The sequence below is a fragment of the Amycolatopsis sp. WAC 01375 genome (assembly GCF_003947325.1).
Lineage (GTDB): Bacteria > Actinomycetota > Actinomycetes > Mycobacteriales > Pseudonocardiaceae > Amycolatopsis.
Window position 1 is genome coordinate 112,515 of the sequence record NZ_QHHW01000039.1, and the last position, 24,381, is coordinate 136,895.

Here is a 24,381-nt window from a genome sequence, read left to right on the forward strand (position 1 = left end):
TCGGTCATTTTCTGCCTTCCGTTCAGGACTGGGCGTCGAGCCACTCTTGGAACGTGGGGCCCGCGAGCTTGGCGTGCGGGCTGGGCAGGAAGCCGCCGGCGGCGACGATGTCGGCGTCGGGCATGCCCGAGCCGTCGACGCCGACGACTTCGATGCCCCGGCGGGCGCCGAGGATGCGGGCCGCGTCCGCCATGATTTCCTTGCGGGGCCCCGCGATTTCGGGGATGGGCGGTCCAGGGTCGCTCGGGTCCATGGCGAGGTCGACCAGTTCCTCCGCGACGGTGCGGCAGGCCACGAGCTGCGTGGGCAGGGCCGGCAGGTGCACGACGTCGCTTTGCTGCCAGTCCAGGAGCTGGCCGACGAACTCGTGGAACTGTGCGGCCCGCAGGAGGCGGACGGGGAGAGGGCCCGCCAGAAGGAGTTCCTCGTGCACCTTCTTGGCGGCGATGAAACCGGCGGTGGCCTTGTCGGTGCCGATGATGGACGCCGCGGCGATCCGGGCGACCCCCGCCTGACGGCCCGTTTCCTGCAGGTTGCGGGCCGCTGTGCGGAAGAACTCCGTCGCCGCCTCCTGCTCGGAGCCGTGCCATGAGGCGACGTCGATGACGACCTCGACGCCGGTGAGCGCCTCGGCGAGTCCCTCACCGGTGATGATGTCCACGCCGGTGGCGCGGGACATCGGCACGACGTGGTGTCCTCGTTCGGCGAGGACGTCGACGACGTGCTGTCCCAGCCGTCCGGTCGCTCCGGCCACTGCGAACTTGCTCATGATTCAGAACCTTTCTCGAGCGTGGGGAAGTCAGTCGGTGTAGTTGAGGCCGGGCGGCATTCCGGGAATCGGCTTGGCGATGAGCGCGGCGGGGGCGAAGAAGCCGATATGCGCGATCGCCATGACGAGCGTCCAGAGCGCCTTGGCGTCGTAGCACTCGGATGCCTTGGCGTACAACGAGTCGGGGACACGTTCGCCGGCCGGATTCGGCGTGAGGACCGCCTCCACGAGCTCCAGCGCGACGCGTTCGGGGTCGGTGAAGCAGGTGGCGTCCTGCCAGGTCGCCACCGCGGTGATGCGTTCCTCGGGCTCCCCGGCTTGGCGGAGATCGCCGGTTTCGCGAATCGTGAAGTACGTGCTGCCGAGCAGCTGTCCGGCGCGCAGTTGCAGCAGGCTGATGGTCGTCGAGGGGATCGCGCCGTTCTTGAGGACCTTGTGCAGGCCGCCGGCGACTTCGGCCATCTCGGGTACGAAGGGGATCGGGTTGGGCATGCGTGACCGCGGGGGCATGGCGGGCTTCCTTTCTCTTCGGCGTTGCGACCAAGAGATCCCGGCGACGCGATCCCCGTGACAGATCGGCCTTGTGACGCAGGCCACCGTCACAAAAGGAGGAGGGCCGGGGTCGTATGGGCACGCTCGAGAAAGGCAGGAACCGGTGACGATCGAACGAGACACCGCCATGGAGTCGGCCACCGAGGCGTTCGTGGCCCACCGCAACCTGCTTTTCACCGTGGCCTACGAGATGCTCGGTTCGGCCACCGACGCCGAGGACGTCCTGCAGGAGACCTGGATCCGGTGGGTGGGCGTGGACTTCGCGACGGTGCTGGCCCCTCGTGCGTTCCTGGTCCGGATCACCACCCGGCAGGCGCTCAAACGGCTGCGGACACTCGGCAGGCGCAAGGAGTCCTACGTCGGCCCGTGGCTACCCGAGCCGCTGCTGACCGCGCCGGACGTGGCCGAGGACGTGGAGCTGGCCGACAGCGTCTCGATGGCCATGTTGCTGGTGCTCGAGACGCTCGCGCCGACCGAGCGAGCGGTGTTCGTGCTGCGCGAGGTCTTCGCACTCGACTACGACGAGATCGCCGAAGCGGTCGGCAAAACCTCGAGCACCGTGCGCCAGATCGCGCATCGGGCGCGGGCGCACGTCGCCGCGCGCAGGCCCCGCGGCGCCGGCTCTCCCGCCGAACACCGGGCGGCGCTCCTGGCCTTCCAGGCAGCGGTCGAAACCGGCGATCTCCAGGGCCTGCTCGACGTCCTCGCTCCGGACGTCGTCGCCCTCAGCGACGGCGGCGGGGTCAAACACGCCCTGCTGCGGCCGGTCGTCGGCGTGGACAACGTGGCGCGTCTGCTGGCCGCCGGCTGGTGGAAACGGGACGCGGAAAGGTCGGTCGAACCGGTTCAGATCAACGGTGGGCCGGGGTTGCTCATCCGGGTCGACGGGGAGATCGACGGCGTGCTGGCGGTGCGGGTCGAGAACGGCTTGGTCACCGGTGCCTACCACGTGCGCAATCCGGAGAAGCTGGCGAATGTGGGGCGGGAGATCACCGTCAGCCGGTGTTCAGGCGCCGAGGCGGTGGTAGATCCGGCTGGCCAGGGTGGCGGCCAGCTGGTTCAAGGCGCTCCAAGGTTCATCGAGCGCGAACCGGCCGAGTAGTTCCGCCGCGGCGTAGGCCTCGGCCTCGGAAAGCAGTGGCGCGCGCCGGTCCTGGAGCCCCTTCTCGACCAGCCGTGACAACGCTTCGGCGTATTCCTCCAGGTCACGAACCATGGCCAGGCCGTACCGCTCGTCGAGCGAATCCCCGGCGAGGTCGTCACTCATGGTCGTCTCCCCTTCTGCGTTCACCCGTCCGACGCGCTTCAGAAAATCTATGCTGGCCGAGGTAGACATTCAACGCCGGGTGTGTGTAATGTTCTCCTCGTACCGAGAAAGACAACGTCAAGCAGGCGCGGGAGATGACGTAACTACCCGCGAGGTGAGACAAGCCGGTCAGGCGGCACGGGGCCGATCAAGGAACAGGTCCCGGACGGTGATCGGGAGCAGGATCTCAGGGCCGGGTTGTGAAGAAGGTTCGACCAGGTAGTGCCGGCCCTGCAAGGAAAGTGCAGGACGCGGGCGGAGCGGTCGCGCCCGTGAAGAACAGGTAGTTGCAGTAGGTCAGTAGATAAGTAAGTCAGTAGATAAGCAGTGCAGTTGCAGGACCGGTCAGGTGGCCGGGGCCGATCAGGGAACAGGGCTCCGGGCAGTGACCAGCGGCGTCAGCGTGCTGGGACCGATCAGTGAAAGGGTTCCGGCGGTGTCGCTCGCGGCAGGTGAAGTAGCAGTACCCAGCAAGGTGAAAACACAGGAAAGAAGGGAACGGCGACATCATTGGATCGCCCGCAGCGGCAAGGTAGCGCCGCGCGGGTGCCGTAGTTCCATCGAGTACGGAGGTGGTTCGCGGTCACGAATCAGCGATCCCCGCGCAATCCGGTCGTTCACCGGACGCGGGTGCAGGAAGCCGGCGGTCGCGCCGGTGGACAATGGTGAAACCAACCCTGAGGACCCCGGGTGCCGTTTTGGCACCCGGGGTCCTTTGTGATGTGGAGGTGGAATGATCCCTGACCAAGAAGGACCGGCCACGCCCAGCGGGGCCGACAGGTTCGACGACGAGCACTACCCCGCCTACACGATGGGCCGTGCCGCCGACATGCTCGGCGCCACTCAAGGCTTCCTTCGCAGTCTCGACGAGGCCGGCCTGATCATCCCGCAGCGTTCCGCCGGCGGCCATCGCCGTTACTCCCGGTATCAGCTTCGCCTGGCCGCGCGAGTGCGGGAACTGGTCGATCAGGGCACCGCCGTCGATGCCGCCTGCCGCATCGTCACCCTTGAGGATCAGCTCCACGAAGCCCAGCGCGTGAACGCCGAACTCCGCGCCGAGGACTGAAACCCCGCCGAGAACGCCCTTGTCCGGACAGGACGAGGGCGTTCGAGCGTGGATGTCGAGACGGACGGCACGGCTCCGACCCCCTCCTGAAGCGCCGGACAGCGGCGCCCCAGGAGCGAAGGAGGCCTTGCGATGAGCAAGGTGGTGCTGGACGTGTCGATGTCGCTGGACGGATTCACCGCCGGACCGAACGTGCGGGCCGACGAGCCCATGGGTGACGGCGGCGAACGACTGCACGAATGGATGGCCGGTGCAGGGCCCGACGCCCGCGTTCGCGACGAAGTGAACGCGATGGTCGGTGCGACCGTCATCGGAAGACACACCTTCGACCTCGGTCTGCGGCCGTGGGGCGGAACGCCGTGGCCCGGCGTCCCGAGCTTCGTGGTCACCCACCGGACCAGGGAAGACCTGCCCGGCGACAACGGCGGCACGTTCGCCTTCGACGGGCTGGAGGCCGCGGTCCGCCGTGCCAAGGAAGCCGCGGGGGACAAGGACGTACTCGTGCTGGGCGCCGACGTCGCCGGGCAGCTGCTCGCCTCGGGCCTGCTCGACGAGGTCTACCTCCACCTCTCCCCAGTGGTGCTGGGGCAGGGGACCGCCGTGTTCGCCGGGCACCTTGGCGAGCTGGTCCCGCAGGGCGAACCCATCGCCGGGACCGCTACCCACCTGCGCTATCGCGTCGGGCGGCTACCACGGGAAGGCCGCACGGAGAACCGCTGAGACCGATTCGAGGTCGGTGACCATACGGTCGAGTTCGCCGGGGCTCAAGGCGTTGTACGGCGCTTCCGCGAGCTTGTCGGTCAGCGCTTCGACTCGTTCCTTCGTGGCCAGGCCGTCGGCGGTGAGCCAGCCGTCGGTTCCGACCAGGCCGCGGTCGCGCATACCGTCGACGACCGCGGTGAGCTGCGCGGCGGGGAGGGGGCCGACCCGGCCGAACTCCTTCGCGGGCATGTCGATGGACAGGGCGTGCAGCACGTGGGCCTCGGTCCCGCCGATGCCCTCGGTCACCAAAGCGACGGTGTGGCCGTCGCCGCGGTGCTCGCGCAGCAGGGTGGCCGCGTGCCACAGCCTGGCCACCGGCTCGCGCGGGACCGGGAGCGTGCGGACAGCGGCGTAGAGGGCGCGTCCCTCGATCGGTGCGCTGGTCGCCGCTTTCATCAGGAGGTCGCCGGCGCGCGTGACACGGGGGTCGTCGGCGAGGTCGCCGAGGATCCGCCGGATTCCGGCGACACATCCCCGCTCGCGGGCGGCCAGCGCCGCCTCCGGTGTGGTCAGCTCCCAGACCTTCGGGAGGTGGCGTGCCACCTCGCCGGGCGCGAAGTTGTAGAAGATCGCGTGGATCACCTCGGCCGGAACCGACCGGCCGAACGGCGCGGCCCGCCCGGCGAAGTAGGCGTCCCACTGATTGCGCAGGCCCAGCGCCATCAGGGCCTCGTCCGACTCGTCGGCGAAATAGGGCACCAGGCCGATGGGCTCGACCAGGTCGTACATGCGGCGGGCGACGGGTTCCGGGTGCGACATTCTCATCCCCTGTGGTCGTGGCGGCGCCCTCGTGGCGGCCGCTCACTTACTCCACGAACTGCTCATCCGGGATTCGACATCGGGCCGCGGCGGATCACCGGCACCGCCGCGCCCTCCTTTCCTTCGTCGGCCCTTCGGGATCAACGGGACCCCTCAGCCGAGTACCGAAAGCCCGTCCGCCACGACGACGCCGTCGTGCAGGACCGTGCGGTCCTTGCCGCGGTCCATCACCGCGCTCGTCGGGGTCTCGCCGTCCACCAGCACCAGGTCGGCGCGGTCGCCGGCGGCCACCCCGGGCCGGTCGGCGATACCCGCGAGCCGCGGGACGTCGTGGCTCATGATCGACGCGCCGCCCATCGTGGCGACGGCCAGCGCCAGCTCGATCAGGTCGTCGCGGCGGAAGCCGTTCGTGAAGGCCAGTTGCCAGGTGCGGTCGAGCAGGTCGCAGTTGCCGTACGGGCTCCAGTAGTCCCGCTGGCCGTCCTCGCCGAGGCCGACGCGCACACCCGCGGTCGTGAGGTCCGCGAGGGACAGCTGGCCGTCGACGGACGGCGCGACGGTGGCCATCGCGATGTCCAGCTCCGCGAAGGTGTCGATCAGGCGGCGGCTCACCGACTCCGAGATCGAACCCAGTTCGTACGCGTGCGACATCGTCACCTTGCCGCGCATGTCCAGCGCGCGGACCCGTTCGATCACCAGGTCGGTCGAGAAGACGCCGAGGTGACCCGGTTCGTGCAGGTGGATGTCCACCTCGACGCCGTACTTCTCGGCGAGGCCGAACACGACGTCGAGATGTCCCTTGGGGTCCTTGTCCAGTGAGCACGGGTCGATCCCGCCGACGACCGTGGCGCCCGACCGCAGCGAGGCCTCCAGCACGTCCACGGTGCCGGGTTCGCGCAGGATCCCGGCCTGCGGGAACGCCATGATCTCGACGTCCGCGTGCTTGGCGAAGCGCTCCTTCGCGGCGAGTACGGCGTCGAGCTTCTCGAGCCGGCAGTCGACGTCCACCTGCGCGTACGTGCGCACGCGGGTGGTGCCGTTGGCGATCATCCGCTCCAGCGTCCCGGCGACGCGTTCGGGCAGCGGGACCTCGGCGTCGCGCCAGTTCTCGCGGTCGTTCAGCATCATCGCCCAGACGCCCGGCGCACCCGTATGCGGCCGGAACGGCAGGCCGATCCGGGTCGAGTCCAGGTGGACGTGCACGTCGCTGAACGACGGGAACAGCAGCCGCCCGCGCCCGTCGACCGTGTCGGGTGCCGTCGTGGCGGCCGGATCGTGCGGCCGTACCGCGGTGATCCGGCCATCGGCCACTTCGACGTCGCTGTGCTGTCCACCCCACGGGCGGACGTCACGGATCAACACGGTGAACACCCTTCTCGACGCGGTCCCTTTGGTATACCAAAGTGGGTTCGCGGGAGCAACGTCAGGTGACTCACTTGGTGTGCCGGTACGGGCGGGTGTGCCCGGTTTCCGCGTTGTGCTTGGTGATGTCGTCGATCCCCATCTTCTCGAGCCTCGGGTACTCGGTCACGTCGAACACGTTGTCCTCGCGGCGATGCGGGTAGACGTCGTGTCCCTTGCCCGGCCAGTAGGGGAAGACCACGTGCGTGTCCTTGTTGGAGTTCTTGGCGAAGGTTTCGGAGACGTAGTCCCATTTCTCCTGGACGAGCGGCTTCCGCGGGTCGTTGGGATCGTTGATCCACCCGGGCATCTTGACGTTGTTGTCCTTGAGGGTCCCTTCGAGCGTGTTGCCACCGTTCTGCTTCGCGATCTTGGTGGCCTTCTCCTCGACGGAGCCGAGGTACTCGTCATCTTCGCCGCGTTTGCGTTTCTTGGTGCCGCCGGACCAGAAGAAGTGCTTGTCCGCCTTCAAGATCTCGTCGAGTTTCGGCTTGAACTTGTCGAATTCCTCCTTCGACATCTTGTCGACGTTGATGGGAGGTTTCCTCGGGCTCCTTCGCAGCGGCGGCGGCTGCGCACTGGGGCCTGCCGGCTGGGGCCGCTGCTGACTGCCCGGCCCGGTCTTGCCGCAGGAACCGGCCAGGCCGAGCGGGTCGCCGATGAGCAGCGGCTGCTCGACATAGCCGACAGGGTTGGCCGCGGCGGCGAGCCCGAGCGGATCCTGGCTGAGGTATCGCGAGGTTCGCGGGTCGTAGTACCGGAAAACGTTGTAGTGCAGCCCGGTTTCCTCGTCGCGGTGCTGGCCGGGGAACGCCAGCGGCATCGCCGCGGTGTCCGCGTCGGGCAACGGCACGCCCCAGAAACTGCTGCGGTCCTGCCAGACCAGCGCGCCGTGCTCGTCGAGCAACTCGGTCGGCGTTCCGGCCGGTGACGTGATCACGGCACGGAACACGGCGTCTTCGAGGGCGCCGGTGCGCTCGATCTGGACGACGGGACGGTCGTCGTCGTAGCGCTCCCAGGTGAAGAGCCGATAGGACTCGTCGGCGGGGTCGTAATCCATCCGCTCGACGACGTTCATCCCGCTCCACAGGAACCGGACGTCGAAGGTGAGCTCGGCTTCCCCTTCCGGCCCCAGCAGCCAGCGGCGTTTGGCGAACCGCCGCCCGAGCGGGTCGTAGTGGTAGGTCCAGAGCGCGCCGTCGGGTGTGCGCGCGGAACGCAGCCGATCGAGGTGGTCCCATTCGTAGGCGCACGACCGATCGGCGGTGACCCTGCCCCGCTCGTCATCGCTGTAGTGGGTCTCGTCGACGGCGAGGTTGCCCGCCGCGTCGTGGGTGAACCGTTCGACTCCGGCGGGCCCGCGTGCCTCGCTGACCCGGCCCGTGGGGTCGAAGGAGAGCTGCCATGGCCGGATCGCGTCGTCGACGGCGGCGAGCCTGCCGTCCGGGCGGTAGCGGTAGACACGCCGCCCGACACCCGCGATGTCCTCTTCGGCGAGCCGGTCTTCCGCGTCGAATCGCCGCCGGAGCACCACGGCGCCGTCGACGCTGCGCGTGATCTCCCGTCCGGCGGCGTCGTAGGCGAAGCCGACCTCGTGACCGGCGATCCGCAGGGAACTCGGCAGTCCCGCTTCGGTGAAGCGCCACTCACTGTCCACACCGGACGATGTGCGGCGGACGAGCGTTTCGCCGTCGTGGCGCAGGCACACGCCGAGCCCGTTGATCGTGTCGGTGACCACCTGATCGCCGTCGTGGACGAGTTCGACCCGCGACTCGGCGTTCTCTGCGACGGTCATCCTGCCGAGCGCGTCGTATTCGTACGACGTGACGTCGTCCGGGGTACGCCGGGCGACGATGTTGCCCTGAAGGTCGTAGTCGTACTCGGTCGCGTCACCCGTGCCGTTGGTCATGCGGAGCAGCCGGCCCGCCGCGTCGTAGGCGTAGCCGATTCGGCGGCCGTCGTAGTCGACCTCCTCGACGAGCCTGCCGGCGGCGTCGCGGACGTACCGCCAGACGAGGCCGTTCGGGTTGGTCACCGAGGTGAGCCGCAGCTCGCCGTCGTAGGTGTACAGCGTGCGCGCCCCCGCGGCGTCGGTCTCCTCCATGACGAGACCGAACGGGCCGTACTTGCGGCGCCGCGCGGCACCCGTCGCGTCACGGTGCTCGACGACGTGACCTTCCGCGTCGTGCACCCACGTCTCGCGACCGCCGTGCGGGCCGAGCCGCCAGGCACGGCGGCCGTCGGCCGTCCAGCCGAGCCTCGCTTCGCCGCCGGAAGCCGTGTACGTGAGACGTGGGCGGCCGAACAGGTCGCGGTCGCCGGGGCGGTCCGTCACGGGTTCGTCGTCGAGCGGATTCGGCGCGTCCGGGATGTGCACCGGCAAGCCGGTGCCCGCCAGGGTCGTGGCCGGATCGAATTCGGGGACCACCCGCTGGACATCGCCCGCGGACAGCCGGACCTCGCCGCCGGCGGCGGGTGTCAGCCGCACGGTGGAGCCCGCGGGGCGGTGGACGGCCACCAGTTCGCCGTCGTCGCCGTACTCGTAGCCGGTCTCGCGGCCGAGTTCGTCCACTTGGGACAGAAGCTCGTCGCGCCGGTTCCAGCTGTAGCGCCGGGAGTTGCCCAGCGGGTCGACCCGTTCGATCAGCTGCTTGGCGTCATTGAGGCGATACGTCCACGTGTGGCCGAGCGCGTCGGTGTGCCGGGTCGTGCCGGGCTCGTAGACGAACGTCGCGTTGTAGTAGCCGTTCGCGCCCACGGCGCGGACGCAGCGGCCGGCGTCGTCGTAGACGTACCGGTACCAGGTGCCCGTGCGGTCACGCCAGCCGACGAGGCGGTGGCCGAAGTCGTAGTCGAGTGCCATGGGGCGACCGGCGTAGTCGGTGACCGTGCTCAGCTGGCCGAGCCGGTTGTACGAGAAACTCACCAACGGCGGCTGCCCCGGAGCCCCGAGCGCGACGATCCGCCCGTTCGCGGTGCCGATCGCGAGTTCGACGCCGTCGTCACGGCGGATGCTCGCGGGCGTGCTGTCGGCCGCGTAGCCGAACTCGGTGCGGCTTCCGTTCTGTTCGATGGCCCTGAGCGGCAGGACGCCGCGGTCGCCGGCGAAGAGCAGCTCGCGATCGCCGATCGACAGCCGGTAGCCGTCCGGAGCGCGGCGCAGCCGGTGGCGCGGACCTTGCCGCGGCAAAACGGGTTCGTGGGCAGGGATGGGGTAATCCAGCACCATCCCGTCTTCGGCGTAGAACCGGATCCGGTCGCCCGCGAAGACCAACCGCTGGTCCATTGTGGACGTCCAAGATGGACCGAACCATCGGCCGGCGCCGTAGGACGACAGATGCGTGCGGGAAAGCTCCAGATCCGCCGCGTCGCCGGGCAGCGTTACGTCGACCTGGGTCATGACGACCTCACCGGTCGCGACGTCGACGGGGTCACCGCAGTAGTTCTTGGAATCCGACGACGTCGACCGGTCGCCGTTGCCGTCCTTCTTCGTGGAGTCGTTGTTGCCGCCCCGGTCGCGGGTGCCGCCGTTGCCGGTGCCGCTGGTGTTCGTCTGGTCGTTGTCGTTCTTGGTGTTGTTGCCCTTGTCGTTGGTGTTGCTGTCGCCGCCCTTGTCGCGGCCGCCACCGCCGTCGGCGCTGGAGCTGGTGGTGCTCTCGTCGTCCTTGTCCTTCTTGGGATCGATCCCGCGATCGTTCCCACCCTTGGTCTTGGGCGGCGGCGGGGCGTCCACCTTGCCGCCTTGGAGCTTGCGCAGGGCCTTGGCGGCGTCGTCGAAGAGCGTGTCGGCCTTCTTGAGCAGCGGCATCAGGCCCTTGAGCGCCTTGACGAGTTTGGTGGTGAGATCGGCGATCTTCGAGGCCGTCTTGGCGACCGCGGTCACGACCTGCGGCACCACCCACGTCAGGCCGATGCCGAGGGTGAACAGCACCTGCAGCGCCCAGCTGATGAGGTGGCCGACGAGTTCGGCGATGATGTCGCGGACGAGCGTGCGGACAGCGGCGACGACCTCGCCCGCGGTCTTGACTCCGCTCGAGGCGCCTTCGCAGCCCTTCTGCGCGGCGGTGAGCACGGTGACCGTGTCCTGGGATCGTTCGCGGTAACGGTCGGCGGCATCGCCCGCCCACGTCTGCAAGTCGGCCTTGACCAGATCGGACAGATCCGTGCCGATGGCGCCGAGTTCCTTGGCGATGTTGGACCAGGTTTCGGCCTGCGCCTTGATCTGATCCGCGTCGCCGGTCAGGGCGTCGAGCGCGTCGGAGAGCGGGCCGACGTGTTCCAGCAGCCAGCCGACGCCCGCGGCGAGGATCGAGCCGAACGGATCCATGGCCATCGACAGCGCGTCGAGAGCCGTCCCGACGGCACCCATCGCGACCGCGGCCCAGTCGCCCTTCTCGATGCCCTCTTTAAGGTCGATCGCCGATTCCAGCAGCGGGACACCGGAGTGGCCCTTGGTGGAGTCCTGACGTTCAGCGACCAGCGGATTCGCCATGTGTGCCGTCTTTCTGCCTCGGGACCCTCGCCGACTGGGCAGCTGATTTCTACCACCGCCGCGGTCCGGTGCCCCCGTGCGGAAAGGATCTTTGTCCGCCCGCCGGGAGGACGACCCCTATGGGCAGGGTCTTGCAAGTTCTGCGATGTGGAAGTTAACCTCCGCAGATTGAAATTTCCCGCATCGCTCGCTTCGACGGAGAGGCGGATCCATGGTGAAGAGGACGCAGGCCGAACCGGCGGCAGGCGGCAGGCCCGAGGACGAACGGCTCGGGATCGGCAAGAGTTTCACTTACGGCATCCAGCACGTCCTGACGATGTACGGCGGGATCATCGCGCCGCCCCTGATCATCGGCGGCGCCGCGGGCGTTTCGACGGCCGAGATCGGGCTGCTCGTCGCGTCGTGCCTGTTCATCGGCGGCTTGGCGACGATCCTGCAGTCGTTCGGCGTCCCCTTCTTCGGCTCCCGGCTGCCGCTGGTCCAGGGCACCTCCTTCGCGGGCGTGGCGACGATGACCGCGATCGTGGCCGACGGCGGGCTGCCCGCTGTGTTCGGCTCCGTGATCGCGTCCGCGCTGCTCGGCCTGCTCATCACGCCGGTGTTCTCCCGGCTGGTGAAGTACTTCCCGCCGGTCGTCACCGGGACGGTGATCACCGTGATCGGGCTCAGCCTGATGCCGGTCGCGGCCCAGTGGGCGATGGGCAACAACACCAAGTCGCCGGAGTTCGGCTCGGTCTCCAACATCGGGCTGGCCGCGATGACGCTGGCGATCGTGCTGCTGCTCAGCAAGGTCGCCGTCCCGGCCATCTCCCGGCTCTCGATCCTCCTGTCGATCGTGGTGGGCACCGTGCTGGCCGCCGTACTGGGCAAGGCCGACTTCTCCCGGGTCTGGGACGGCCCGATCTTCGCGGTGCCGGCCCCGTTCGGTTTCGGCGCGCCGACCTTCGACGTCGCCGCGATCGTGTCGATGTTCATCGTCGTGCTCGTGACCCTCACCGAGACCACGGCCGACATGCTCGCGGTGGGGGAGATCGTCGGCACGCGGGTCGGCAAACGCCGGATCGGCGACGGGCTGCGCGCCGACATGGCGTCCTCGGCGATCGCGCCGGTCTTCAACGGGTTCATGCAGAGCGCGTTCGCCCAGAACGTCGGTCTCGTCGCGATCACCGGCGTCAGGAGCCGGTTCGTGGTGACCGCGGGCGGCGTGATCCTGCTGGTCCTCGGCATGCTCCCGGTACTCGGCAGGGTGGTCGCCGCGATCCCGTACCCGGTGCTGGGCGGGGCGGGCCTCGTGCTGTTCGGCACGGTCGCGGCGTCCGGGATCAGGACACTGTCCAAAGTGGACTACAACGGGAACATGAACCTGGTGATCGTCGCGGCTTCGGTCGGGCTGGGCATGGTCCCGATCGCGGCGCCGGAGTTCTACCACCACTTCCCGGCGTGGGTCGGCACCATCTTCCACTCGGGGATCAGCTCCGCCGCGCTCATGGCCGTCGTGCTGAACCTGCTGTTCAATCACCTGAAGCCGGGCAAGGGCAGCGACCCGTCGGTGTTCGCGACGGCGACCAGGGTGATCGACTACTCCGATCTCAAGGCCTTCTCGCGGCTCAAGGACGGCGACCGGATCGTCGACGGCAAGATCGTGGACGCCGACGGCAATCCGGTTCCGGTGCGGGACGCGGACGGCAAGCCCGTGCCCTACCGGATCGGCTCCGAACCCGAAGGGCACTGACGCGACCGGGCACGGTGGGCGAGTTCGCCGTCGCCTGCCGCCCCGTTACGGCTCGACTGGTGCCCCCAATGTGGCATTGGGGACGCTCGGTGTCCCCAATGCCACATTGGGGGCACCCTGGCCCGGCCGGTCGAAGCGGAGCCGGTGGTGGGATGTGTCGGATATCACTCGCTACTCCCCGCGGGCGAACCGCGCGACCTTTCGCCGTCGTCCGACCGGAACCCTCCGAGCGCGGCTCCGCCCCTGACGCAGGGTCACGGTCAAGCCCGAAGACGTCGAAAATCGGCGATCCGACCCGCCCGGCGACCCGCCGAGGGTGCCGTTGACCAGGCGATCTGTATTAATTTGGGACGGCGACGTGTGCATCGCGGCAAGACCTGCGACAATAGACGGCGAGATCGGGGCATCGAATGGGCTCAGACTCGCTATGAAGAGCAGGTAGAAAAGTATGGCTCAGGGCAGCGTTAAGTGGTTCAACGGCGAAAAGGGCTTCGGCTTCATCGCTCAGGACGACGGCGGACCGGACGTTTTCGTGCACTACTCGGAGATCCAGGGCAGCGGTTTCAAGTCCCTGGACGAAGGGCAGCGCGTCGAGTTCGAGATCGGCCAAGGTCAGAAGGGCCCGCAGGCCCAGCGCGTCGTCGCCATCTGACTTTCTTCACACCGAAGGCCCCCATCCGTACCGGGTGGGGGCCTTCGGGCGTTTCGGGTACCGATATCGTCCAAGCATGCTTGTGATCGTTCGTGAGCAGTCGTGCGGCCGGACGCGGTGAGCCGCACCGCCCTGGAGCCCGAGCAGGTCGGGCGGAAGGTGCGGTTGCGCGAGGTCGGTCTCCGCGACCGCCGGGTCCTGATGGGGTTCGACCGTGACATGGCCCGTGAGGCGACGCCGCTGGTCGGCGGCGGACACCGGCACTGGGCCTCACACCGTTCGGGATCCTCGGGCGACGACATCCACTTCGGGATCGAGACGGTGCGCGGCCGGATGCTGGTCGGGTCGGTCTGCACCATCGGCGCCGACCCGGTGACCGGCCGGTTCGGCTACGGCATCGGGATCGCCCCTCGTCACCAGCGCTGCGGCTACGCCACGGACGCCATCACCGTCCTTTTGGCGCATATGTTCGGCCGGCGCGGTTTCCGCAAATGCGAGGTCACCGTGTACGGCGGCAATCTCGCGTCGCTTTCGCTGCACGGCGGGCTCGGCTTCCGCGAGGAAGGCAGGCTGCGCGACACCGAGGTGGTGCGCGGCGAGATCAAGTACCTCGTGCGGATGGGCATCACCGCCGAGGAGTTCGCCGCCCGCCCTTCGGACGACCTGAGTGAACTCGGCAGGCGCGGCCAGCACCGGCGGCCCCGTCGCGGCAAGCACTGGCGCACGCCCGCCGCGGTCAGCGGCTGATCATCCCGGACTCGTAGGCGAAGACGACGGCCTGGACGCGGTCGCGGAGGCCGAGTTTCGTGAGGATCCGGCCGACGTGCGTCTTCACCGTCCCCGGCGAGAGGTACAGCAATCCGGCGATCTCGGCGTTGGACAGGCCGCGCGCCAGCTGCTGGAGCACCTCGTGTTCGCGTCCGGTGAGCAGCGCGAGCCTGTCGTCCGGTGGCGACGTGGGCAGGCCGGTGACGACGCGGTCGAGCAGCCGCCGGGTGACGGTGGGCGCGAGGGTGGCCTCGCCGTCGGCGACCACGCGGACGCCGGCGAGCAGATCCGGTGCCAGCGAGTCCTTGAGCAGGAAGCCGCTCGCGCCCGCCTGGAGCGCGGCGTAGACGTATTCGTCCAGGTCGAAGGTGGTCAGCACCAGTACACGGGTGCGATAGGCCGCGGCGATCGCGGCGGTGGCCTCGACGCCGTCCATTTCGGGCATCCGGATGTCCATGAGCACGACGTCGGGATCGAGCTCAGCCACCAGCGCGACGGCCTCCGCGCCGTCACCCGCCTCGCCGACGACGTCGATGTCGTCCGCGTTGTCCAGGATCATCCGCAGGCCGGTGCGCACGAGCGCCTGGTCGTCGGCGATGACCACCCGGATCGTCATGACGGCAGGGACGCGCGGACGGCGAAGCCGCGGCCAGGCCGTGGTCCCGCTTCGAAGGTGCCGCCCAGTACGTTCACTCGCTCCCGCATCCCTTCGAGGCCGTGCCCGGTGCCGGACGGCGCTTCCGCCGCGACGCCGTCGTCGGTCACCTCGATCTCCAGTGTCCCGGGCTCGTACCGCATCACGATAGTCACCGCCGCGTCCGGACCGGCGTGTTTCAGCACGTTCGTCAGCGACTCCTGCACGATCCGGTAGACCGCCAGGTCCACTGTGGACGAAAGTGGCCGGGGTTCCCCTTCGACGCGGAACCCGACCGGCGTGCCCGCGGACCGGATGTCGGCGGCCAGCCGCGGCAGGCGTTCCGCACCGGGCCGGGGTTCCCAGTCCGGCTCGTCCTGGCCGAGCGCGCCGAGCAGCCGCCGGATCTCGCTCAACGCGGTCCGCCCGGTGTCGACGATGGCGTCCAGCGCCTCCCGCGATCGCTCGGGCCGCCGGTCCAGTTCCGCCTGGGCGCCCTGCGCCTGCAGGACCACCACGGAAAGCGCGTGCGCGACGACGTCGTGCAGTTCGCGGCTGATCCGGCCGCGTTCGGCGGCCACGGCCAGCGCGGCCTGGGTGTCGCGCTCGCGTTCGAGATCGGCGGCCCGCTGTTCCAGCACCGACAGCCGGATCCGGCGCTGCCGCGTGTTCAGCCCGGCCAGCCACGCCACTCCGAGCGACAGGCCGATAGCCGGAAAACCGCCCCAATCCTGCACTTGGTCGTCGTCGGCATCGGTGGCGACCGGCGCCAGCGGATCGATGATGATGATCCGCGGCGGCGTCGGGACCGGTGTCCGCGTGTTCGCTTCGGCAGCATAGAAAGACCACGCTCCAGCGACGAACAGTCCGGCCGCCAGCAGCCCCAGCGAACGCCGGCGCGATCCCCAGGCCGCGACGGAGAAGAGGCCGATCAGCGCCACGACGTCGACGGGTTTGAGATCGTTGCCCATCGCCAGATGCAGCAGCGAGACCGTGCCCCCGGCCGCGAAGGTGATTGTGGGATTCCGGTGCCGGACGAGCAAAGAAGCCAAGGCCACCAAGGAGGCAACCCACCACTCGAAGCCCTCCGGGTCATCGGCTGTGACCACAGTGGACAGTCCGATGAGGAGGGTCAGGCCGCGGTCGACGGCTCTCGGGTGATTCCTGAGGAAGGCCGGCACCAGTCGAGCGTAATCCCGTATCGGGCGGCGCGGATCCCTCTTACGGCAGACCCCGGGATACACCTTACGACAGACGCGAGAATACGTCGGCGGGCTCCAGGATGGATGAAGGAAGATCCTCGACAGAAACGGAACCCTCATGAGAAGGCTTCTCGTCGCACTGCTCGCCCTCGCCGGCATGGCGGCCATGGCGAGTCCGGCCGCGGCGGCCCCGCGACTGACGTTGCCACCGCCGACCGGCTCGCATCCCCTCGGTTCCACCGACCTGCACCTCGTCGACACTTCGCGCAAGGATCCGTGGGTGCCGTCCGGGCCGCGCGAGCTGATGGTGTCGATGTTCTATCCGGCGCTGCTGCCGATCGGCCCGAAGCGGCCGTACCTCACCTTCGCCGAGGCCAAGGCGTTCCTGACCGAATCGGGTCTGCCCGACATCGACCCCGGCCTGGTCTCCGGGATCCGGACCAGTGCCAGGGTCGACGCCCCGGCCCGGCCGGGAAAGCGCGCGCTCGTCGTCCTGTCGCCGGGATTCGGCAAACCGCGCACGACGCTCACCGGGCTCGCGGAAGAGCTGGCGAGCAAGGGGTTCGTCGTCGCGCTGATCGGTCACAACCACGAGTCCCACGGCACCGCTTTCCCGGACGGCCACGTCACCGAATGCGCGGCGTGCGGCTCGGACTCGAAACTGCTGCCGCCGATCCGTTCCGCGGACGTCTCGTTCGTCCTCGACACGCTGACCAGGCCTTCGTCACCCTGGTCGCGGCTGATCGACCGGACCCGCATCGGCATGGCGGGGCATTCCATCGGCGGGTACAGCACGCCGACCGCGATGGTCGACGACCGGCGGATCCGTGCGGGCGCCGACCTGGACGGCAGGCTGTGGTCGCCGATCCCCGCGTCCGGGATCGACCGGCCGTTCCTGCTGCTCGGCCGCGAGAGCGAGTACACCCCGGCCGGTCCGGACACGACGTGGGCGGGCAGCTGGCCGAACCTCACCGGTTGGAAGCGCTGGATCAGCGTCGCGGCGGCGGGGCACGCGTCCTTCACCGACGTCGGCGTGCTCGGTGAGCAGCTCGGCCTCAGCCAGCCCGGTCTGCTCGGTGGCGAGCGCGGCATGGAGCTGACCAGGGCGTACGTCTCCGCGTTCTTCGACAAGAACTTGCGCGGCGGGCATCAGCCGCTGCTCGACGGGCCGGTGGCGGGCAACCCCGAGATCAAGTTCTGGAACTAGGCCGTGTGGTTTTCGGAGAGCTCCCAGAGCCGCGCGGCCTCACCGGCATCGATCGCATACGGGCGCACGCCTACCAACTCGCCCTCTTCGGCGGCGACTTCGGCGACGTCGCAGTCCTCGCAGTAGAGCCCGCCCATCCCGTCGAGCAGCGGTGACGTCGCCGCCCAGACCTGCGTGGCCGCGCCCTGCTCCGGCGACTTGAAGCTCGGGTCGGCAAGGTCGCCGTGCTCGTCGATCCAGCCGCGCTCGACCATCTCCTCCTGTCGCAGATGCCGTTGCAAGGGAGTGAGGATGGCACCCGGATGCAGGCTGAACGCGCGGATCCCGTATTCGGCGCCGAGCGTGTCCAGCCGCACCGCGAACAGCACGTTCGCCGTCTTGGCCTGGCCGTAGGCGAGCCACCGGTCGTAGCCGCGCTCGAACTGGACGTCGTCCCAGCGCATCGGCGAGGAATGGTGACCGGCGGAGGACACCGTGACGACGCGCGCGCCGTCCGCCGCCTTCAGCGCGGGCCAAAGCCGGTTCACCAGGGCGTGATGACCAAGGTGGCAGATCGCGAAATGCGACTCCCAGCCGGAGCCGACCCGCCGTTCCGGCGCGGCCATGATCCCGGCGTTCGCGATCAGCAGATCGATCGGGCGCCGGGTGCCGAGGAACCCGCGGGCGAAGGCCTCGACGCTGGTCAGGTCGGCGAGGTCGAGCTCGCCGACCTCGGTGCCGGGGATCCCGGCGAGCGCGGCCTCGGCGTCGGCCGGACGACGGGCGGGGACGACCACGTGCGCGCCCGCGTTCGCCAAGGCACGCGTGGTTTCCAGCCCCAGCCCCGAATATCCGCCGGTGACGACGGCGACCTTGCCCGAAAGGTCGATCCCGCTCAGTACTTCCCCGGCGGTGCTGCGCGCGCCGAAGCCGGACCCGATCTTGTGCTGTGAGGTGCTCATGGGGCGGACGCTAGGAGCTAGAGGGCGCTCTAGGACAAGCGCTATCGTCGGCGAGGTGACGGAACTCGCGATCGGCAAGGTCACCGACCGGACGGGCCTCAGCGTGCACGCGCTTCGCTTCTACGAGAAGGAAGGACTGCTCGCGGCGCCGGTGAAACGGGATGCGAACGGCCGCCGCGTGTACACCGAACACGACGTCGAATGGCTGCTGAACTGCACGAAATTCCGGGCGTCCGGAATGCCGCTCGCCACCATTCGCGCCTTCGCCGAACTCGTCCGGCAGGGGCCGGGAAACGAGGAAAAGCGGCTGGAGCTGCTCCGGGACCATCAGAACACCGTCCGCGACCGGATCGCCGAGCTGGCCGACTGCCTGGAACTGATCAGCCGAAAGGTCGAGATCTACGAGGAACATGTCGCGCGCGGGACGGCGAACGAGCTCTGGCGTTAGCCGTCACGTTTCGTGCGGCGGCTCCGTCCCAGGGGTATGACGACGCAGCTCACCAGGTTCACCGACCAGAAGACAATCCTGCTGAAGACCTTCAAACGGGACGGGACGCCCATCGGGACGCCGGTCAACATCGCCGTCGAAGGGGATCACGCGTACATCCGAACATATGACGCGGCGTGGAAGGCCAAGCGACTGCGGAACGATCCGCGGATCGAGATCGCCCCTTCGACGTTCCGCGGCACCCCGACAGGGGAGGCCGTGCACGGGCGGGTTCGCCTGCTCGACGGTACCGAGGCCAGGCACGCGGCCGATCTCCTGGCCAGGAAGCACCGGCTCCTGCACGGCTTCCTCGTCCCGCTCGCGCACCGGCTGAAGAAGTACAAGACGCTTCATTACGAAGTCAGGCTCGACACTTAGCAGGGTCCACAATGGACAGACGTTGCCACCCGATCGGTGCAACGTTTCGCCTGGCGACGGGCAGGAGTGACCCCTAAGCTTTGCCGCTCGTGACCTGCGAGGTGAGGCGATGAGGTCCTTCGGCGCGATGGATCCGGTCAAGACGGCGATCGCCGGTCTCGCCACGATGGCCCTCGGGATGGCGGCGGCGCTGAACGCCGACGCCCTGCCGGTGATCGGTGGCGGCGTCACCTATTCCGCCGAATTCTCCGACGGGGGCGGGCTGCGCGTGGACAACGACGTCCGGATCGCCGGCGTGAAGGTCGGCAAGGTGTCCGAGATCGACCTCGAAGGCGATCGCGTGCTCATCTCCTTCCGGGTGAAGGACGCCTGGGTCGGCGACGCGACGAGCGCGTCCATTCAGATCAAGAACGTCCTGGGGCAGAAGTATTTGGCGCTCGATCCGCGCGGCGAAGCGGTCCTCGATCCGGGCGACCCGATCCCGCTGCGGCGGACCACCGCGCCGTACGACGTCCTTGAAGCATTTCGGGATCTGTCGAAAACCGTCGACGCGATCGACGTCGATCAGCTCGCGAAAAGCTTCGACACGATTTCGGCGACCTTCGCCGATACGCCGTCCGACGTCCGCGCCGCGCTCGACGGGATCTCGAAGCTCTCCGGCACCATCGCCTCCCGCGACCGGCAACTCCGGACGCTGGTCGCGAACACGCGGCAGGTCTCGCAGACCCTCGTCGACCGCGACGCCGAGGTCCAGCGGCTCGTCCAGGACGGCAACGCGCTGCTACGCGCGATCTCCACCCGGCAGCAGGCGATCAAGGACCTGCTCGACGGCTCGAAACGGCTCGCGACCGCGCTCGACGGCATCATCGCCGACAACGACGGACAACTCGGCCCGGTGCTCGAACAACTCGACCGGCTGACGTCGATGCTGCAGCGCAACCAGGATTCGCTGGCCAAGGGGATCGCGGCGTTCGCGCCGGCGATCCGGGTGCTGACCAACGTCGCGGGCAACGGGCGCTGGATCGACGGCTACCTGTGCGGGCTCGTCCTGCCCACCTTCGGCCCGCTCAACGAAAAGGGCTGTTTCGACAAGTGAGGGTTCGAGGGCTAAGTCGCGACTCGCGTGATCAGAGGCGCAACTCGCGTGATTGGAGCCGTAACTCTCGTGTTCGGCGTCCAATCACGCGAGATACGTGTTCGATCACGCGAGTTCGGTGTCGGGGCGCTGCTCAGGAGCCCCAGACCCGTCAGGGCTTCGTCCGCCGCAGCCAGAAGAGCCCGATCACCGGCAGCACCAGCGGGATGAAGAGGTAACCCTGTCCGTACACCGACCACACGGTGGCGTGCGGGAAGGCCTCGCGGTCGAAGAGGCTGAACGTGCCGACGGTCAGCACGCCGAGCAGTTCGACGCCGCAGGCGACCAGCGCGATCCGCCACCATCCCGCGCCGCGGCGGGCCAATGCCACGGTGGCCAGGAGGTAGACGACGGCCGCGAACGCGGAGAGCGTGTAGGCCAGCGGGGCCTCGTGGAATTTGGTGCTGATCTGCACGGCGGCACGTGAGGTCGCCGCCAGCGCGAAGATCGCGTACACGGCGACCAGGATCCGTCCAGGGCCGGAGGCCTTGGCCGCCGCGGTGTCCACAGTCTTCTCCTCGGTTTCTTCAGGCACTGGCGCCCGCCCAGACCTCGTGCAGCCGGAGCACCATCACCGGGATGGCGAGGCAGGTGATGCCGAGGATCGCGGTGCTCGACCGGGTGCGCTCGGCCAGCGCCCAGAAGGTCCCGAGCGGGAGCACGACCAGGCAGCCGATCAGATACGCGAGGTAGGTGGCCATGCTGCCGGGGCGGCCGCCGCCGATCAGCTGTACGACGCCGATCACGAGCTGCGCCACCAGGAGGAGCTCGACCACGGCGAGGCCGCCGAGCAGTGCGTTGTCCGGCAGCTTCTTGCGTGCGGACTGCACGAAACTCCATATCGCGACCAGCGTCGCGCAGATCGCGACGGTCACCGCGAAGCCTGTGATCACGTCCGCCTCCTTGACTGCTCCACCGGCGACAACGTACCTCCGGGCTGATCTCCGCCGTCGGGCGACCGGTGGCCCGCGTGGCGGGCGCCACGGGGCGCGACAGTGGTCCAGACCTCGGGTGAATAGATCACGAAGCGCGTTCGGTTGGCGGTCGGCCAATTCGGCGGCGGTTATTGTTTTCGCCGCTTCGACCAGGGATTACGACGTCGGTCCGTTCCTGTTACACACCGACCGGGTGGTTGAAATTCGAGTTGATCTCACGCTGGGTACCCCTACCATTCGGTAGGCTTCGAATTCACGACCCTGAACAGCCCATCCGAACCCCCGGTATGGCGGATTGGCCGTTCGCTATCCGGCGGGTGGAATATTCTCCATCGCGATGGTGCACATGGCCCATCCGATTGGTGCCAAGGAGGGGGCGCTCGATGGACGTCCGGTACGAAGCGTATTGCTTCGCCGATCCTCTGTTCTTCGATGAGCAGCGGGAAAACGGGGACGCCGCCGACGATTTCGCCTCCCTGTTGCCCGCTCCCGAGTCGGGTTGGCGCACCGGAGTGCGCGGAGTATGGCGGCTGCTGCACCCTGATGCTCGAAACCTTCCTTTGCAGGGCTGGAAAATCCACGTATCCGCAGGTTTGGGCAACGCCGAGCGCGTGCTCGTGAAGGTGCACGAGCATTGTGTCGAGCACGAGGTGGCCTACAAGCATCTGCGTTCGCGGGGCACCCTGCTGGCAAGGAATTCGAAATACGCTCCGCGTGACGGAAGCGGAAAGTTGCTCACTCTTTATCCAGCTGACAACAACGAGCTCGAGCGCGTTCTCGTCGAGTTGTCCGCGAAGCTCGACGGGGAACCCGGGGCGTACATTCTCAGTGATCTCCGGTATGGTGCCGGGCCGCTCTACGTCCGCTACGGCGGATTCGCCGAGCAATGGGTCGAACTCGACGGCAAGCGGGTCCTCGCGGTCCGTAAACCGGACGGCACGCTGGTGCCGGATAAGCGCGAACCGACCTTCTCCGTACCCGACTGGGTGACGATTCCGGAGTTCCTCGCCCCTCATCTCGCAGCTCGCAAGGGTGGCGGCGCGGATCGATTCCCCTATCAGGTGAAAAGCTCGCTGCACTTCTCCAACGGCGGCGGCGTGTACCTCGCCGACCGGAAGGCCGACGACGAGCGGGTGGTCCTCAAGGAGGCCAGGCCGTTCGCCGGCCTGGACCGCGACGAGGTCGACGCCGTCGAACGCCTCCGCCGCGAGCACGAGGTGCTGGACCGGCTGAAGGGCATCGACGGCATCCCCACCGCCTTCGACCGCTTCACCGTCTGGGAGCACCACTTCCTGGCGATGGAGTACATGCCGGGCGTCTCGCTCGGCAACTGGCTCGCCCGCAACTACCCGCTCACCCGGCGCGACACCACCGAGGCCGACATCGCCGCGTACACCGAACGCGCGTTGGCGCTGGTCCGGCGGGTGGAGGCGATGGTCGGCGAGGTGCACGGCCGAGGCATCGTCTTCGGCGACCTGCACTCCCAGAACATCCTGGTCGACGGCGGCGACGGCGAGGATGGGAAGGACGACTCCGTCTCGCTGATCGACTTCGAGATGGCGTCCGACGTCGAAGCCGGCACGCGGCCCGCCCTCGGTGCCCCCGGTTTCCGCGCCCCGCGGGACCGGAACGGGTTCGAGGTCGACGAGTACGCGCTCGCCGTCCTGAAGCTGTGGATCTTCTTGCCGCTCACGACGCTCCTCGAACTCGCCCCGGCGAAGCTGCGCGGGCTCGCGGACTTCGTTCAGCAGCGCTTCGACGTCCCGGAGGGCTACGCCGACTCGATCGTCGCCGAACTCGCGCCCCGGAACGGCCCTTCGCCCTCGAGCGCGACCGAGCTCGACCAGGACAAGCCGGACTGGGCACTGGTCCGCAAGCAGATCATCGAGGCGATCCTCGCCAGCGCGACCCCCGAACGCACCGACCGGCTCTTCCCCGGCGACATCGAACAGTTCCGCGTCGGCGGAGCGTGCTTCGGCTACGGCGCGGCCGGCGTCCTCCACGCCCTGAAAACGGTCGGCGGCGAGCGCCACCTGGAGCACGAACGCTGGCTGCTGGACTCGATCCGCCGCGAACCGCCGGGACGCCCGGGGTTCTACGACGGCTCCTACGGCATCGCTTACGTCCTCGACGAGCTCGGATACCGGGACGAGGCCACCAAACTGCTGTCGGCGTCGGCGACGCTGGTCGAGCAGACCACCGACCACGGCCTGGAAGGCGGCCTGTGCGGGATCGGGCTCACCCAGCTGCACTTCGCGGTGGCCCGCAAGGACAACGAGTTCGGCAGGCAGGCACTCGCCACCGCCGTCCGGCTCGCCGAAGCACTCGAAACCGCCGACCCGCCGGGCGGCTTCGCCAGGGCCGGGCTGCTCAACGGCTGGTCCGGTCCGGCGCTGCTGTTCATCCGGCTGTTCGAGCGCACTCGCGAACAGGGCTGGCTGTCCTTCGCCGACCAGGCGCTGGAGCGGGACATCGAGGAGTGCGCCGAGTCCGACGACGGCTCGCTGCAGGTCCGCGACGGCGAGACCCGGACGCTGCCCTACGCGGGTGTCGGCAGCGCCGGGATCCTCATGGTCGCCGAGGAACTCGCGAAGCACCGTCCCGGCGCGGAGGCGTTGAAGAGCCTTCCCGGCCTGCGTGAAGCGTGCCGCGGCGAGTTCGTCATCCACCCCGGTCTGCTGTTCGGACGGGGCGGGCTGATGACCGCGCTGGCCATGGGCGCCGAACCGGACCGGCGCGTCCGCGACGCCATCGACCTGCATCTTTCCCGGCTGGCCTGGTACGCGGTGCCGTACAAGGGCGGCCTGGCGTTCCCCGGCAACCAGCTGCTGCGGCTGTCGATGGACGTCGTCACCGGTGGCGCGGGCGTTCTGCTCGCCCTCGCCGCCACCCTGGACGGGAAGGCCGCGCTGCCCTTCCTGTCCTCCCGAACTGCTGTCCAGTGAGGACGGCGGACCAAGAGATAACTAGTGAAAGGGAACACCATGGAACTGGTTCTCGACCTGCAGGCTCTGGAAACCCCCGAGGTCCTCGAAGGCGGCGGCGGTGGCAGCCACGGCGGCGCGAGCAACCTCAGCCTGCTGGCCTCCTGCGCCAACAGCACGATCAGCCTGCTGACCTGCCACTGAGTCACGGCTGAGCACTGAGGGCGCGGGAGCGGCACAGGCCAAGTGCGCCGCTCCCGCGCCTTCATTTTGCCGTCT

Annotated in this window: 23 protein-coding genes; 12 read left to right on the forward strand and 11 right to left on the reverse strand. The window is 68.7% G+C overall.

Features of this window, described 5'->3' with window-relative positions; translation table 11 throughout:
• Positions 1–22: 22 nt before the first annotated feature.
• Both DL991_RS28085 and DL991_RS28090 read right to left on the reverse strand, forming a co-directional pair.
• A complete protein-coding gene (locus tag DL991_RS28085) occupies positions 23–769 on the reverse strand; it encodes an SDR family oxidoreductase (RefSeq protein WP_125787355.1) in 747 nt (248 codons plus the stop codon).
• Between the two features lie 30 nt (positions 770–799).
• A complete protein-coding gene (locus DL991_RS28090; RefSeq protein WP_233599037.1) occupies positions 800–1,279 on the reverse strand; it encodes a carboxymuconolactone decarboxylase family protein in 480 nt (159 codons plus the stop codon).
• A 169-nt stretch (positions 1,280–1,448) separates the two neighbouring features.
• Between DL991_RS28090 and DL991_RS28095 the strand changes: the two genes are divergently transcribed.
• Positions 1,449–2,423 (forward strand): RNA polymerase sigma-70 factor, encoded by a 975-nt coding sequence (locus tag DL991_RS28095; RefSeq protein ID WP_233599042.1) that lies wholly within the window; start codon positions 1,449–1,451, stop codon positions 2,421–2,423.
• Here DL991_RS28095 and DL991_RS28100 read toward each other — a convergent pair.
• A complete protein-coding gene (locus DL991_RS28100) occupies positions 2,328–2,588 on the reverse strand; it encodes a hypothetical protein (RefSeq protein WP_125787356.1) in 261 nt (86 codons plus the stop codon). The two genes, DL991_RS28095 and DL991_RS28100, sit on opposite strands and share 96 nt — an antisense overlap.
• Positions 2,589–3,360: 772 nt before the next feature.
• Between DL991_RS28100 and DL991_RS28105 the strand changes: the two genes are divergently transcribed.
• Both DL991_RS28105 and DL991_RS28110 read left to right on the forward strand, forming a co-directional pair.
• A complete protein-coding gene (locus DL991_RS28105) occupies positions 3,361–3,693 on the forward strand; it encodes a MerR family transcriptional regulator (RefSeq protein WP_125787357.1) in 333 nt (110 codons plus the stop codon).
• Positions 3,694–3,825: 132 nt separating this feature from the next.
• Positions 3,826–4,413, forward strand: coding sequence for a dihydrofolate reductase family protein (locus DL991_RS28110; RefSeq protein WP_125787358.1), 588 nt, complete (start codon positions 3,826–3,828; stop codon positions 4,411–4,413).
• Here DL991_RS28110 and DL991_RS28115 read toward each other — a convergent pair.
• The 3 genes from DL991_RS28115 to DL991_RS28125 form a co-directional block, all read right to left on the reverse strand.
• Positions 4,381–5,214, reverse strand: coding sequence for a MarR family transcriptional regulator (locus tag DL991_RS28115; protein WP_233599038.1), 834 nt, complete (start codon positions 5,212–5,214; stop codon positions 4,381–4,383). The genes DL991_RS28110 and DL991_RS28115 overlap by 33 nt on opposite strands.
• A 153-nt stretch (positions 5,215–5,367) precedes the next feature.
• The gene (locus tag DL991_RS28120) at positions 5,368–6,576 is read right to left on the reverse strand and encodes an amidohydrolase family protein (RefSeq protein WP_125787360.1); all 1,209 of its coding nucleotides are present in this window, start codon (positions 6,574–6,576) and stop codon (positions 5,368–5,370) included.
• Positions 6,577–6,646: 70 nt separating this feature from the next.
• A complete protein-coding gene (locus DL991_RS28125; protein ID WP_125787361.1) occupies positions 6,647–11,107 on the reverse strand; it encodes a DUF6531 domain-containing protein in 4,461 nt (1,486 codons plus the stop codon).
• Positions 11,108–11,318: 211 nt separating this feature from the next.
• On the opposite strand from DL991_RS28125, the gene DL991_RS28130 reads away from it, so the two are divergent.
• The 3 genes from DL991_RS28130 to DL991_RS28140 all read left to right on the forward strand — a co-directional run bounded on the left by DL991_RS28130 (position 11,319) and on the right by DL991_RS28140 (position 14,238).
• Positions 11,319–12,839, forward strand: coding sequence for a nucleobase:cation symporter-2 family protein (locus DL991_RS28130; RefSeq protein WP_125787362.1), 1,521 nt, complete (start codon positions 11,319–11,321; stop codon positions 12,837–12,839).
• Between the two features lie 448 nt (positions 12,840–13,287).
• Positions 13,288–13,491: a cold-shock protein gene (locus tag DL991_RS28135; protein WP_005149851.1), complete on the forward strand. Its 204-nt coding sequence runs from the start codon at positions 13,288–13,290 to the stop codon at positions 13,489–13,491.
• Between the two features lie 102 nt (positions 13,492–13,593).
• A complete protein-coding gene (locus DL991_RS28140) occupies positions 13,594–14,238 on the forward strand; it encodes a GNAT family N-acetyltransferase (RefSeq protein WP_125787363.1) in 645 nt (214 codons plus the stop codon).
• Here DL991_RS28140 and DL991_RS28145 read toward each other — a convergent pair.
• Both DL991_RS28145 and DL991_RS28150 read right to left on the reverse strand, forming a co-directional pair.
• On the reverse strand, positions 14,228–14,875 hold the full coding sequence (locus DL991_RS28145) for a response regulator transcription factor (protein ID WP_125787364.1): 648 nt from the start codon (positions 14,873–14,875) through the stop codon (positions 14,228–14,230). The two genes, DL991_RS28140 and DL991_RS28145, sit on opposite strands and share 11 nt — an antisense overlap.
• Entirely contained in the window at positions 14,872–16,074 is a 1,203-nt protein-coding gene (locus DL991_RS28150; protein WP_125787365.1) for a sensor histidine kinase, read from the reverse strand. The genes DL991_RS28145 and DL991_RS28150 overlap by 4 nt, the downstream gene beginning before the upstream one ends.
• A gap of 139 nt (positions 16,075–16,213) precedes the next feature.
• Here DL991_RS28150 and DL991_RS28155 point away from each other — a divergent pair, with 139 nt between their 5' ends.
• Entirely contained in the window at positions 16,214–17,302 is a 1,089-nt protein-coding gene (locus DL991_RS28155) for an alpha/beta hydrolase (protein WP_125787366.1), read from the forward strand.
• On the opposite strand, the gene DL991_RS28160 is transcribed toward DL991_RS28155, so the two are convergent.
• Entirely contained in the window at positions 17,299–18,243 is a 945-nt protein-coding gene (locus tag DL991_RS28160) for an SDR family NAD(P)-dependent oxidoreductase (RefSeq protein ID WP_125787367.1), read from the reverse strand. The two genes, DL991_RS28155 and DL991_RS28160, sit on opposite strands and share 4 nt — an antisense overlap.
• Positions 18,244–18,298: 55 nt before the next feature.
• Between DL991_RS28160 and DL991_RS28165 the strand changes: the two genes are divergently transcribed.
• From DL991_RS28165 to DL991_RS28175, 3 genes are all read left to right on the forward strand, one after another.
• Positions 18,299–18,691, forward strand: a complete 393-nt coding sequence (locus tag DL991_RS28165) for a MerR family transcriptional regulator (RefSeq protein WP_125787368.1) — start codon at positions 18,299–18,301, stop codon at positions 18,689–18,691.
• A gap of 36 nt (positions 18,692–18,727) precedes the next feature.
• Entirely contained in the window at positions 18,728–19,108 is a 381-nt protein-coding gene (locus DL991_RS28170; protein WP_125787369.1) for a PPOX class F420-dependent oxidoreductase, read from the forward strand.
• A gap of 109 nt (positions 19,109–19,217) precedes the next feature.
• Complete coding sequence (locus DL991_RS28175; protein WP_125787370.1) at positions 19,218–20,204, forward strand: MCE family protein; 987 nt, start codon at positions 19,218–19,220, stop codon at positions 20,202–20,204.
• A 151-nt stretch (positions 20,205–20,355) separates the two neighbouring features.
• Here the strand turns inward: DL991_RS28175 and DL991_RS28180 are convergent, their stop codons facing one another.
• The gene (locus DL991_RS28180; protein WP_199754102.1) at positions 20,356–20,778 is read right to left on the reverse strand and encodes a hypothetical protein; all 423 of its coding nucleotides are present in this window, start codon (positions 20,776–20,778) and stop codon (positions 20,356–20,358) included.
• Positions 20,771–21,136, reverse strand: a complete 366-nt coding sequence (locus DL991_RS28185; protein ID WP_125787371.1) for a hypothetical protein — start codon at positions 21,134–21,136, stop codon at positions 20,771–20,773. The genes DL991_RS28180 and DL991_RS28185 overlap by 8 nt, the downstream gene beginning before the upstream one ends.
• 425 nt (positions 21,137–21,561) lie before the next feature.
• On the opposite strand from DL991_RS28185, the gene lanKC reads away from it, so the two are divergent.
• Positions 21,562–24,123: a class III lanthionine synthetase LanKC gene (gene lanKC, locus DL991_RS28190; RefSeq protein ID WP_125787372.1), complete on the forward strand. Its 2,562-nt coding sequence runs from the start codon at positions 21,562–21,564 to the stop codon at positions 24,121–24,123.
• A gap of 39 nt (positions 24,124–24,162) precedes the next feature.
• Entirely contained in the window at positions 24,163–24,306 is a 144-nt protein-coding gene (locus tag DL991_RS28195) for a SapB/AmfS family lanthipeptide (protein WP_125787373.1), read from the forward strand.
• Positions 24,307–24,381: the final 75 nt, after the last annotated feature.